Below are 12,535 nucleotides of genomic sequence, written 5' to 3'. Positions count from 1 at the left end.
CCTTGACGGAACGGAGTGCTTGAACGGACCATCTAGTGGTTTGGTCCACCGATCTGGGGAGCTTCGTGCGACTCTCTGTCACCGTCCCGCTGGTCACACTTGGCTCCATCTCACTCTTCGCAGTCGCCCTCACCGCGCCCTCCGCGGGCGTGGTGACGGGTGCCGCGGCGTGCTCGCACGCCCAGCCGAGTGTGAGCTCGACCGAGGCGACGCGACTGGCGCAGCCGACGTCCGCGTCCGATGCGCGACCGCTCGGTGAGTCGCTCGGCGACGGTATCTACGCCGCGGTCCGCTCCCTCGAACCACTGGACGCGACCGGCCGCCCGACGTCCGGTCTGCCGTACGGGCTGAGCCAGGGCGTCGTCGGCGTGGTCGGCTCGGCGACGACCGGCTACAAGGTGGTTGTGGATTCCGCGAAGCTGGACGCGAAGAAGTACGAGTCCGCGATGAGCCGCAACCTGCCGTCGGCCGGCAAGCCGTTGGTGAAGGTGGAGCGCAGCTGTCGTTCGGCCCAGTCGATCGCTGACGCCTGGAACGCGGTCGGCGACCGCTCGTGGTCCTCCGACGCGTCCCGTACGACGTACGCGGCCGACCTCGATCCGCTGAGTGAGAACGTCGTCGTCGAGTACGACCAGGCGACGACCTCCCCCGCTTCGTTGGCCGGGCTCCGCGACCTGTCCGGCGTACAGCTCGTCCCCAGCTCGCTCGCGCGCACGTCCCGGCTGAGCGACACCCCGAAGGGCGGCCACTGGGGCGGCGCCCGGATCACGTCCGCGCTCAAGAACTGCTCCGCCGGCTTCTCCGTCGTACGGCGCTCCAACGGCCAGCGCGGCTCGGTCACCGCAGGCCACTGCGGCGTCCCGAACACGGTCTGGAAGTCGGGCACCAACTACTACGGCACCACGACCGTACGCACCAACTACCCGGACTACGACCAGGCGTTGATCACCGGCAGCGCGTACGGCGCCAAGATCTGGACCGACGGCCCCGGAGACACCGCCAACACGCGCACCGTCACTGGCGGTGGCGACCCCGGCGTCGGCACAGTGATCTGCCAGTCCGGCAGCTTCAGTACGTCGCTGTGCAGTCTGACGGTCCGCTCGACGTCTGCGAAGTACTGCGACTCCGACGGCTGCACGACGTACGTCATCCGCGCCACCCGCGGCGGCCTGGTCGCGATCGTCGGCGGCGACTCCGGCGGCCCCGTCTACTCCCGCCGCGGCACCAGCTTCGCCACCATCCGCGGCATGGCCTTCGCCGGCGCCGGCTGCGCCGCCTCCCGCTGCACCACCCTCTACGCCGAGCGCTACAACTCCATCACCGGCCACCTCGGCGTCACCGCCCTGACCGGCTGACCCACCCCCCAACTCCGCTAAGCTGTCCCCGCGTGCGCCCCCGTAGCTCAGGGGATAGAGCGTCGGTTTCCTAAACCGTGCGTCGCAGGTTCGAATCCTGCCGGGGGCACTCACTTCTGATCAGCGGAAGAGGTCTAGGCCTTGGCCGATGAGGACTGTGGCTAGGACCAGCAGTAGGACGACTGTGATCGTGTTCAGGTTGGTTAGTAGCCAGGTTTCCAGGGCTCGGAGGGTGCGGGCGGATTGGGTTGGGCCGGTCAGTACTACGGCTAGCAGGGGGGCTACGACCGTTGTGGATGCTGTGGCGATGAAGATGGCTGTTGCGGCTGTCAGCTGAGGGGTGGTTAGGGCGGCTCCGCCTATGTAGGAGCCGGCGCTCAGGACCAGGGGGAGGTTCTTGAGGTTCGCCAGCGCTGCGGCGGCCCCAGCCAAAAGTAGACCGCCCGCGGACAGCAGGGCGATGCGGTCGACGATGGCGGGGCGGGGTGGAGGGGTTCCGGGGTCGGGGCGTTTGCGCCAGTAGCGGACGGCCAGAACAGCGAACAGTACGCCGACTGCCAGCTGCAGTACGTCGACGCCGTCACGGGTGCTCTCCTCGTGGCCCTCGGCGACCGTGTCCGTGAGCCAGGCGACGAGGCCGACAGCGACCGTCAACGCCCCGATCCACCCGGCGGTGAAGTACAGACCGGCCCGGACGGGATGTTCGGACAGCAGGACCAGCACGATGCAGACCATCGGCACCGGGCTCAGGGCGATCGCCATCGCCTGCGGGAGGGCGGCGCCGGCGACAGGCCACACGACTCAGTGGCCGTTCGGCGGCGGCGGGACCTGCAGGACTTCGAGGATGCTGATCCCGAGCATGTCCAGGTGGTTCAGGATGCCAGCCAGCGCCGCCTGGTCGGCGAGGTAGCCGTGGAGAACGGTTTGCGCAGGCTCCGAGTCCGCCGTCAATGACGGGAACGCGTCGGTCAGGTCGCGCGACAAGGTTCCCTGCACCCGGATGACGTAGTGACGCATGGGAGGCCCCTTTCACGCATGACTCTGCTGCCGCGGTAGCCGCCCCGGCTCCCCCGGATCGGGGGAGCCGAGTCGTAGCGGCGAGCAGCAGGCTGAGACCGTGGCCGAGTCGTTGCCAACACACCGAGCTGCTCGGCGGAAGATCCCGAAGCCCCTGGTGCGGCTGATCCGGCTCGTCCTCATCGCTGTCACGGCGTGGTTGCTCCTGCGCTTGCTGCGCGGTGTGGACTGGGGCGAGGTGGGCTATGCGCTCACCCATCTCAGCTGGTGGCAGATCGCGGTGCTGCTGGTCGCCATGGTGATCCGCCGCTCCGTGCTCGCGGCTCCGCTGGCGTTACTGATCGCGGGCCTCAGCTACCTGCGGGCGATGGTCAGCGATGTCGCGGCGGCGGCTGTCGCCACGATCGCGCCCTCCCCCGGCGATGTCGTCCTGCGGCTCGCCATGCTGCGCTCGTGGGGCATCAACGCCACCGACGCGGCGTCGGGCCTGACTCTCGCCACGACCTTGTTCTACGTCGCGCGCCTCGCCGCTCCGGTCTTCGGCTTCCTGATCTTCTGGGCGGCGCGCGACTTCTACGGCCCGTTCGCCTGGTCGGCTCTGGTCTTCGGCGCGGGTTCCGCCGTACTGCTCGGCGGGCTGCTCTACGCTCTCCGCGCCGAACGCACGGCGGCGACGATCGGGAGGCTGCTCGGACGACTGTTCCAGCGAGTGCGGCCGTCCAGCGCCGGACCGGATGCCTGGGAAGAGCGGCTCGTCTCGTTCCAGTCGCACAGCGCGGGCCGGATGCGCCAGCGCGGGTCGCTCACCGTACTCAGCCAGCTGATCCTGATCCTCGTCGAAGCCGGCGTTCTCGTGCTGTGCGTGGGTTTCGTCGGCGTCCAGCTGGACAGTACCGCCGTGATCCTCATGATCTGCAGCTTCATGGTCGTCTATCCACTGACCGGGCTGCCGCTGATGGGCGCCGGGGTCCTGGACGCGACGTACGCCGCCTTCGTGTCCGACCACAGTGCGATCGAGGCCACCGATCTGGTGGCGGGACTGCTTGTCTGGCGCGTCGCCGTCCAGCTCGTACCCGTCATCGTCGGACTGGCGACGGTGCTGGTGTGGCGGCGGCTCACCTGGAACAGGTGATCTCCACATGGGCGCGAGACCGCTGGTGTTCGCTCTGACGGTGTTGCTGTTCGTCGTACTGCACGAACCGGTCGCAGCCGCGGACTCGCCGGAAGACACGGCTGCTCACGTACTCGCGGATCGCTACGCGCCGATCGTCAGGCTTCAGGACGGCGGCACGAACTGCGAGTACGGCGAACAGTTCCAGCCCACCGACGTGGAAGCCGTCCTCGGTGATCAGCAGGTCGCCCTCCGCGGGCCCTGGCGACCGCCCGACCTGGTCAAGACCCAGCCGGAAGGCACCGATCTCGGCCGCGCGTACCCGGGCCATTTCCTGGACTTCCCGGGCGACCCGTTGCGGCCCGGCTGCGACTACGCGGAATGGTCGGCGCGCATCAACCGCGCGCATCCGGCGACCGTGTACGCCCACGTGGTCGCGGACTCGGGCCTGCTCTCGCTGGAGTACTGGTTCTTCTACGTCTTCAACGACTACAACAACACGCATGAAGGCGACTGGGAGTCCGTGCAGCTGATCTTCGACGCGACGACGCCGACGGCCGCGTTGCGCACCGACCCGACGGCCGTCGGGTTCAGTCAGCACGGGGGCGCCGAGCGGGCGCGGTGGGGTGACGCGAAGCTCGAGATCGTCGACGGCACGCATCCGGTCGTGTACCCGGCGGCCGGTTCGCACGCCAACAAGTTCGGCCGCCGGCTGTACCTCGGCCGCGGCTCCGAGGGCCTCGGCTGCGACGACACGACGAGGCCCGGGATCGAGCTCCGGCCCAAGGTCGCGTACGTCCCGATGGCGCGAGCGGACTATCTGAAGCAGTACCCGTGGCTGGCTTTCGAGGGCCGCTGGGGTGAGCGGCAGCGGTCGTTCTTCGACGGACCGACCGGGCCCAACCAGAAGGCATCCTGGGTGCAACCGGTCCAGGATGCCGAGGCGACCTGGCGCGACGACAGTACGACCGTACCGGCCGGCCGGCTCCTCGGACCGAGCAGCACCGGCGCCTTCTGTACGGCGGTTGCCACCGGATCGAACCTGCTCCGCGAGACCCTCGATCGCACGTGGTTGCTAGGCCTCCTGCTGACCGTGGTCGTCATCCTGATCTGGCTCGCAGCGAGCCGGACTCGCTGGAGTCCCAGCACACCGTTGCCGGCGAGGACGCGGCGCGCGTGGGGCCAGGCAGTCGCGGCCGCGTTCCAGTTGTTCCGGCAGAGACCCGGCCTGTTCGGAGGATTCGCCCTCGCGTTCGTTGTCCTGAGCCTCGCGACGCTCGGTCTCGCCGAACTCCAGGCCGCGCGGCACGACGCACCCGCCGACCTCGGCGCTCCGACCGAGAACGCGACCGGTTTCTGGGCGTCACTACTCGCCCTCGCCGTCACCGCGCTCACAGCCGCGACGTACGTCGTACTCCTCGCCGCTGTCACCTCGACGCTCGACCGGCTGGACCGCAGCGTCCCAGTGACGACTGCGTTCACCTGGCACGACGTGCGATCGCGGGCACGGCCACTCGCCGCGGTCGCCCTCAGGTACTTCGTGGTCATCGCCGTCCTGACCGTAGTCGTGGCGACGATCCCGCTGGCCGTGTACTACGCGGTGAGCAGGGCCTTCGCGCTACCTGCCGTGATCGCGGAGCAGGTGTCCGCGAGTACGGCGCTGAAACGCAGCCGGCTCCTGGTGAAGGGCCGCTGGTGGCGAACCGCCGGCCGGCTCACGATCGTCGTCGGGCTCGGGCTCGCCGTCGGACCGATCGCCGGAATCGTCCTCCTGCTCGCAACTGATCTGCAGCCCACGCTGATCAACGTGGTGTCGTCGCTGCTGTTCGCCCTCGTGATGCCGCTCGTCGCGGCCGCCGTCGGCTACCTGTACTTCGACCGCGCCGCCGCCGTGCGAGAACAGCCGGAAGAGGTCGCCCAGATCGGGTGACCTGGCCGGCGGACGCCGTACCTATTGTCGGGATGTGTCCCAGGCCGACGGCGGACCGCCGCAACCCGCAGCCAGGACCGGACCGGCCCGGCTGCTGATCGTCGCGATCGCGGAGGGCGTGATCGTTGCGGCGCTCGTGATCGCGCTGATCGTGGTCAGCGTCCGGCGCGGTGGAGGTACGGCGGACGCCTCGCCGGCCGCGGGTCCGGCCGATGCCGGTACGGCGATGTGCCCGGCGATCCCGGTCGCGAACCAGATCCTGCCGTCGATCGTCACGATCTCGGCCAGCCGGGGTGTCCAGAGCGGTACCGGCTCGGGGCAGGTGTTCCGCGACGGCGGCTACATCCTGACCAACGACCACGTCATCTCACCGGGCGTCGGCGGCACGATATCGGTCCAGTACAGCGACGGACACAGCTCGGCCGCCGTTCTGGTCGGCCGCGATCCCAGCACCGATCTCGCAGTACTGAAGGCCTCTGACGAGGCGAAGGGCTATCCCGTGATCGGCCTCGGCTCCTCGGCCGGGCTGCAGGTCGGTCAGCCCGTCGTGGCCCTCGGTGCTCCGCTCGGGCTGGCGAGCACGGTCACGTCCGGGATCGTCAGCGCGCTCGACCGGTACGTGCCGGTGCCCGGCGACGGCGTCACCCACCACTTGATCGGCGCCATCCAGACCGATGCGGCGATCAACCCCGGCAACAGCGGCGGCGCCCTGGTCGACTGCGCCGGAAAACTGGTCGGTGTCAACGCCGCGATCGCCACCGTCCCGAACGAGGCCGGTGTCGGCGGCGGCGGGAGCGTCGGGCTGGGCTTCGCGATCCCGATCGACCTCGCGAACCCGATCGCCGACGAGCTCATCCGGACCGGGAAGCCCGGACACCCGACGACCGGCCTGCAGCTTCAGGAGATCCCACCGGCCCTCGCCAAGGCGTCCGGCGCCCCGAGCGGGCTCTTCGTTCTCGCCGCGACCGGACCAGGCGCGAAGGCCGGTTTGAAGGCCGGCGACGTGATCACCGCGGTCGACGGCGCTCCGGCCGTCAGCAGTGAACAGATCGTGGTCGCGACACTGACCCGCAAGGTCGGCGACACCCTCGAGCTGACGTACGTGCGCGCCGGGACGTCAGCCACCACCTCCCTCACGCTCGCCGCTCCCTGAGGCCGGCGCGACCGGCTGCGAGGCGAGCAGATCCAGGCCGAGCCGCCGGGCCAGGAACCGTGCCGCCAGCTGGCCCTGCACGCTGTTCCCGGCCCGGTCCAGCCGCGGACCGAAGGTTCCCAATCCGCCCTTGCCGGGTGAGACGGTCACGATGCCGCCGCCGATCCCGCTCTTTCCCGGGACCCCGACGTCGAGCAGCCAGTCGCCCGACGTCTCGTACAGGCCCGCGATCGCCATCACCACCAGCGTCACCCGGGCGACATCGGCGTCGATCACCCGTTCCTGAGTCACCGGACAGACCCCGCCGTCCGCCAGCGTGGCACCCATCACCGCCAGGTCCGCGGCAGCGATGCTCAAGCAGCTCTGCCTGGTGTAGAGCTCGGTCGCCTCGGCCGGATCTCCGTCGAGAGCGCCGACACTCTTCAGGAGCGCCGCGAGCGCACGGTTGCGATGGTTCGTGGCCAAGGCCGACGCCAGTACGTCCTGGTCCAGAACGAGTTCACGACCCGCGAAGCGGGACAGCCCGTCGACGATGAACTGCCAGCGGTCGTCGAGTGACCTGCCCGGCGTGAGGCTGGTCGTCGCGATCGCGCCCGGGTTCACCATCGGGTTGGTTCGGCCGGCCGGCGACTGTTCGACCGCCTGGACGGAGTTGAAGGGCAGGCCGGTCGCGTTGACCCCGACGAGTTCGCGGAGAGCGTCGACGCCGACCGCCTGGCACATGAGGGCGAAGACGAACGGCTTGGCGACGCTCATGATCGTGAACGGCCGGTGTGCGTCCCCCGCCTCGTACAACCTGCCGTCGGTCGTCGCGACGCAGACGCCGAAGCCGTCCGGATCGGCACCAGCCAAGGCGGGATACACCTCCGACACCTCGCCGTCGCCGACGTCCTGAAAGCGCTCGTACGCCTCCTGGACCAGCTCCGCGATCGTCGATCCGTTGGGCAGACCACCAGTCGAGACGTACCTGGACATCTCAGAACGGCCAGACCAGCGGGACGATGACGAGGGCCGTCAGCAACCACCACGCCATCACCACGAGCCCGAGCTTCCAGTAGTCCCCGAACCGATAGCCCGCCGGGCTCATGATCATCATGTTCGCGGGGGTCGAGATCGGCGTCAGCAACGAGGCCGCACCGGCGACCGCGATCAGCATCAGCACCGGCTTGACCGACGTACCGGTGCCCTCGGCCGCTGCCACGGCGATCGGTGCGACGATCAGCACGGTCGCGGTGTTGCTGACCATCTGCCCCAGCGCGGCAGTGAGCAGGAAGAGTGCCAGCAGCAACAAGTACGGCCGGCCGGGTCCGACCGCGTCGATGATCACGTCGGCGATCCGGTCCGCGCCGCCGCTCGCCTGGATCGCCCCCGACAACGGGATCAGGCTGCCGATCAGGACGACGATCTGCCACGACACGGCGCGATACGCCTGCTGCGGACCGACCACCCTGGTCAGCACCATCGCCGTCGCCGCCAGCAGGCCGGCCATCGCGGGCGGTACGGCGCCGGTCGCGAGCAGCACGACCATCGCCCCGAGGATCGCCACGGCGATCGAGGCTTTCGACCCCCAGGGCACGGCCTGACGCCGAACGAGCTCCGGAGAGTCCACCAGCAGGATGTCCCGGTCCCGGTTGAGCTCGTCGAGGGTCTCCCAGGGGCCGTGGACGAGGATCGCGTCACCTTCGGCCAACTGGGTGTGCCGCTTGCCACGGTCCTTGCCCATCCGTTGTACGGCGATGATCACCAGCTCGCGGCCGCGATGCATCCCCGGGAACACGGTCTCGCCGACGAGTGCCGACCGCGGCGGGATCACGGCCTCGACCACGCCGGCCTCACGGGTCAGCAGATGGTCGACCGGCGCCATGCTGACCGCGAGCATCAGGTCGGCGGTCAGGTTGGTGACGTGCTCCGACGGCCCGGTGACGACCAGAATGTCACCGACATCGATCGCCGCGTCCGTCCGGTTGCGGCCCTGTCCGTCCTGCACGCCGACGATCGCCACCCCGGGGTACGGGGTCAGGTCGAGGTCGCGCACGCTCTGTCCGAGAAACGGCGAGAGCTCACGCACTCGCAGCCGGTAGAAGCCGTCCTGCAGGGCGTAGTGCACGTCGAGCGTCTCCGCATGCACGGCGAGATCGGCGGCGGGATGGGCGGGCCGGGTCGCCGGCAGCAGCTTCGGGCCGAGCAGCACCGCGATGGCGATGGTGCCGACGACGAGCGGAACACCGACGACGGCGAAGGAGAAGAACGGGAACGGCCCCGCACCCGCGTCGTTCGCGGCGTCCGACACGATGATGTTCACCGGCGTTCCGGTCAGCATCAGCAGCGAACCGGCGCTGCCCGCGAATGTGAGCGGCATCAGCATCCGCGACGGCGGCTGCGCGATCCGGATCGCGAGCATGACCACCAGCGGGAGCAGCGCCGCGACCGCGCCGTTCAGTGTGATAAGGGCCGACAGGACCGCGCACAGAGCCGTGACGGCGATCAGCAGCCGGCTCCGGGTGGTTCCGGCGTACCGGACGATCGTCTGTCCGGCCCAGGCGGTCACGCCGGTGGAGTCGACTCCCTCGCTCACCACGAACAGGGTGGCGATGAAGATCACCACCGGGTCGCCGAAGCCCGCGAGCACGGCGGTGAAGCCCAGCACGCCGGTCGCCCAGAGCGCCAGGGCGACCAGCACAGCGACCACATCGACGGGCAGCCTGTTCCACACGAACAGGACGACGGCCGCCCCGAGGATGATCAGGCTCAGAGTGCCGTCATCCATGCCTGCGTCCTATCCGAGGTGGACCGGAGCGGACGGACCCCAGGGGATCCCGATCAGGTACCAAGCGATGTAGAACAGCGTCCATGCGACCAGCACGATGCCGGTGTAGGGCAGCATCATCGACACCACCGTGCCCATGCCCGCCTTCTTCCGGTACCGCTGGCTGACGAGCACGATGAACGGCAGGTACACCATCAGCGGCGTGATCACGTTCGCCGGGCCGTCGCCGACGCGGTACGCCGCGACGACGGTCTGCGGTGCGATGCCCAACCGGTAGAACAGCGGGATGAAGATCGGTGCCAGGATCGCCCACTTCGGGATCACGCCCGGCATGATCAGGTCGATGACGAAGACCAGCAGGATGAAGCCGATCAGCAACGGCAGCGCGCCGATGTCGGCCCGCTCGAGCAGGTCGGCGAGGCCGGTCGCGGCCAGCGTCGACATGTTCGTGTAGTTGAAGTAGGCAATGAACTGCGCGATCAGCAGCATCAGGAAGATCAGTCCGCCGAGCCCGTTGAAGGTCTTCACGATCGCGTTGATCACGTTCGTACTGCCGGTCAGGGACTTCGCTCCGCGGCCGTAGCCGAGGCCGGCGGCGAGGAACAGCATCGAGATGATGAAGAGCAGGCTGCTCATGAACGGCGACGATCCGAAGATCTCACCGGTGTCCGGGTTGCGCAGCGGCGCGTTGGGGATGAACGTCAGCGCGGACACGATCGCGACCGCCACCAGCAGGTAGTACACCGACCAGCGCAGCCCGCGGGACTCCAGCCGCATCTCCTCGTCGGAGGGCTGATGGTCGACCGGTGCGTCGGACGGCGCCTCGGACGGGTCGTACCTGCCGAGCCGGGGCTCCAGCAGCCGCTCGGTGATCACCGTCATCACCAGCGCGCAGAACAGCGTCGCCGCGATGCTGAAGTAGAAGTTGTGCGTGACGTTCAGGCTGACGTCGGGAGCGACCAGGCCGATCGTCTCGTTGGTGACCTCGGTGATGATGCCGTCGGCGGGCGTGATCAGCACGTTCACGAAGAACGCCGCGCTGACCCCGGCGTACGCCGCCGCGATACCGGCCAGCGGATGCCGCCCGAGGGACGCGAACGCGGCCGCTCCGAGCGGGATCAGCACCAGGTAGCCGGCATCCGAGGCCACGCTCGAGATGCCGCCGAGCAGCACGATGATGAACGTGATCGCCGCTTTCGGGGCGACCTTCACCATCTTCCGGATCAGGGCCGCGATCAGCCCCGCCTCCTCGGCGACCCCGACCCCGATCATCGCGACCAGGATCACCGCGACCACACCGAAGTCGTTGAAGTTCTGCACGGCCGTGGTGAAGATGAAGCGGATCCCGTCGCCGGTGATCAGGCTCTCGGCCGTGATCGTCTCGTGCTTGATCTCGTAGTCCGGGATCACCGGAGCCGGCGGGGCGTCGTTCCCCGGCACGCTGCTGCCCTGGGGATACTCGGGGGCGACCTGGACCGTGGCCGGTTCGGCGACCTCGGTGGTCACGCTCGTTCCGGCCCAGGAAAGGATCTGGGACAGGCCGATGACGATCACGATCAGCGCGAGGAAGATCAGCGCCGGGTGCGGGACCTTGTTGCCGACCCGCTCGATACCGTCCAGGACGCGCTGCATCCCGCTCTTCTTGGCGGGCTTGTCCCCGACCGTTTTCGCGTTCATGAGCCCGGCGGGACGAACCGGAGGGCGAACTCGATCAGCAGCTTGGTCCCGAAGCCGGTCGCGCCCTTGTTCCGCCACGTCCGCGGCGCCGGTAGTTGCGCCGTACCCGCGATGTCGACGTGGCCCCACGGCTTGCCGTCGACGAACTCCTGCAGGAACAGGCCGGCGGTGATCGACCCGGCGTTGATCCCGCCCATGTTCGTCAGGTCGGCGATCGTCGAGTCGAGCTGGGAGCGGTACGACTTGTGCAGCGGCAACTCCCACACCGGCTCGTCCACCACGTCACCCGCCCGACGCAACTGCTCGACCACGGCCGGGTCGTTGCCCATCACACCAGCCACCTCGACACCGAACGTCCGCAGGCACGCACCGGTCAGCGTTGCGATATCGACGATCGCGTCGACGGGCTCCTCGGTCGCGAGGGCCAGCGCGTCGGCCATCACCAGGCGCCCCTCCGCGTCGGTGTTGAGCACCTCGACCGTCGTCCCGTTCCGCATGGTCAGGACGTCACCGAGCTTCATCGCCGATCCCGACGGCATGTTGTCGGTACACATCAGGTAGCCGGTCACAGCCGTCGTACAGCCCAGGTCACGCAGCGCCGTCATGCCTGCGAGTACGGCGGCGGCACCGGTCATGTCGTTCTTCATCTGGGCGTGCGACTCGTCGCTCGGCTTCAGGCTGATACCGCCGGAGTCGTACATGATTCCCTTACCCACCAGGGCAATCCGCCCGGTCGGCTCGGCCGGTTGATACCGCAGACGGATCATCCGGGGCGGTTCCACGCTGCCCCGATTGACCCCGAGCAGGCCGCCGCAGCCCAGCTCGATCAGCTGGTCCTTGTCGAAGACCTCCACCTCCAGACCCGCCGCCGTACCGACCTCGACAGCGACCTCGGCCATCCGGACCGCGGACAGCGTCGTCGCCGGGCAGTTCGCCAGGTCACGGCCGAGGCTGCACGCCGCCGCGACGATCCGGCCGCGCTCGATGCCCGTCTCCGCCGCCGAGACATCCTCGTCGGCGGCCACGATCTGCAGCGAGTCCAGCGTGGGCTGATCCGCGTCCCGGCCGACGAAGTAGCGCCAGCGCGCCAGCAGCACACCTTCGGTGGCAGCCTGGGCGAAGTCGGCGACCGCGATCCCGGACGACGCCTCTGACGGCACCTCGACGGCCAGGTTCTTGAGCCACGGGACGGCGCGCGCGTACTCCGCGGCCAGATCGCGGACGAGCGTGGCGTCGATCTCGCCGCGGTCGCCGATGCCGATGGCGACCCGCACCGGGCCGTCCGAGCGCGGCTGGACCAAGGTCTGGCCCTGCTGCCCGGTGAAACCGGCGGACTCCAGCCCGGCCAGATCGACGCCCAGCTCCTCCGGGGGCTCGGTGCCGGCAGCGACCGGTACGGCGAGGGCATCCGCCTCGTCCGCTGCCTGCTTCAACGAGGCGACACCGACCCGGATCCGGTACCGGGTCGAAGGCACCGGATCGAAGTCGCGAGGGACCGTGTTCACGAAAACCTCCTCCGCCGGAG

10 protein-coding genes and 1 tRNA gene are annotated in these 12,535 nt (G+C 69.2%); 5 read left to right on the top strand and 6 right to left on the bottom strand.

Annotated features, from left to right (window positions below; genetic code table 11):
- Positions 1-65 precede the first annotated feature (65 nt).
- Both E0H92_RS09395 and E0H92_RS09390 read left to right on the top strand, forming a co-directional pair.
- Positions 66-1,355 (top strand): S1 family peptidase, encoded by a 1,290-nt coding sequence (locus E0H92_RS09395; protein WP_238173358.1) that lies wholly within the window; start codon positions 66-68, stop codon positions 1,353-1,355.
- Between the two features lie 36 nt (positions 1,356-1,391).
- A tRNA-Arg gene (locus E0H92_RS09390) sits at positions 1,392-1,464 on the top strand.
- 11 nt (positions 1,465-1,475) lie between these two features.
- On the opposite strand, the gene E0H92_RS09385 is transcribed toward E0H92_RS09390, so the two are convergent.
- Both E0H92_RS09385 and E0H92_RS09380 read right to left on the bottom strand, forming a co-directional pair.
- Complete coding sequence (locus E0H92_RS09385) at positions 1,476-2,153, bottom strand: GAP family protein (RefSeq protein ID WP_131495973.1); 678 nt, start codon at positions 2,151-2,153, stop codon at positions 1,476-1,478.
- A gap of 3 nt (positions 2,154-2,156) precedes the next feature.
- Positions 2,157-2,372, bottom strand: a complete 216-nt coding sequence (locus tag E0H92_RS09380) for a hypothetical protein (RefSeq protein WP_131288358.1) — start codon at positions 2,370-2,372, stop codon at positions 2,157-2,159.
- Positions 2,373-2,472: 100 nt separating this feature from the next.
- On the opposite strand from E0H92_RS09380, the gene E0H92_RS09375 reads away from it, so the two are divergent.
- Genes E0H92_RS09375 through E0H92_RS09365 form a run of 3 tightly spaced genes read left to right on the top strand, consistent with a single transcriptional unit; the run spans position 2,473 to position 6,566 of the window.
- Positions 2,473-3,504: a lysylphosphatidylglycerol synthase domain-containing protein gene (locus E0H92_RS09375; RefSeq protein WP_131495972.1), complete on the top strand. Its 1,032-nt coding sequence runs from the start codon at positions 2,473-2,475 to the stop codon at positions 3,502-3,504.
- A gap of 7 nt (positions 3,505-3,511) precedes the next feature.
- Complete coding sequence (locus E0H92_RS09370; RefSeq protein ID WP_131468471.1) at positions 3,512-5,413, top strand: hypothetical protein; 1,902 nt, start codon at positions 3,512-3,514, stop codon at positions 5,411-5,413.
- A 34-nt stretch (positions 5,414-5,447) separates the two neighbouring features.
- Positions 5,448-6,566, top strand: a complete 1,119-nt coding sequence (locus E0H92_RS09365) for a S1C family serine protease (protein WP_202873550.1) — start codon at positions 5,448-5,450, stop codon at positions 6,564-6,566.
- On the opposite strand, the gene glsA is transcribed toward E0H92_RS09365, so the two are convergent.
- From glsA to E0H92_RS09345, 4 genes are read right to left on the bottom strand one after another with little or no spacing between them, the layout of a single operon-like run.
- The gene (gene glsA / locus E0H92_RS09360) at positions 6,531-7,541 is read right to left on the bottom strand and encodes a glutaminase A (RefSeq protein ID WP_131468472.1); all 1,011 of its coding nucleotides are present in this window, start codon (positions 7,539-7,541) and stop codon (positions 6,531-6,533) included. The two genes, E0H92_RS09365 and glsA, sit on opposite strands and share 36 nt — an antisense overlap.
- Position 7,542: 1 nt before the next feature.
- The gene (locus E0H92_RS09355; RefSeq protein WP_131468474.1) at positions 7,543-9,333 is read right to left on the bottom strand and encodes an SLC13 family permease; all 1,791 of its coding nucleotides are present in this window, start codon (positions 9,331-9,333) and stop codon (positions 7,543-7,545) included.
- Positions 9,334-9,342: 9 nt separating this feature from the next.
- On the bottom strand, positions 9,343-11,010 hold the full coding sequence (locus tag E0H92_RS09350; protein WP_131468476.1) for an AbgT family transporter: 1,668 nt from the start codon (positions 11,008-11,010) through the stop codon (positions 9,343-9,345).
- Positions 11,007-12,515, bottom strand: coding sequence for a leucyl aminopeptidase family protein (locus E0H92_RS09345; protein WP_131468478.1), 1,509 nt, complete (start codon positions 12,513-12,515; stop codon positions 11,007-11,009). The genes E0H92_RS09350 and E0H92_RS09345 overlap by 4 nt, the downstream gene beginning before the upstream one ends.
- Between the last annotated feature and the right edge of the window lie 20 nt (positions 12,516-12,535).

This window comes from Kribbella speibonae (assembly GCF_004331375.1).
GTDB lineage: Bacteria > Actinomycetota > Actinomycetes > Propionibacteriales > Kribbellaceae > Kribbella > Kribbella sindirgiensis.
The sequence above is the reverse complement of the archived record's forward strand: the minus strand, read 5'-3'. Positions and strand labels throughout refer to the sequence as shown.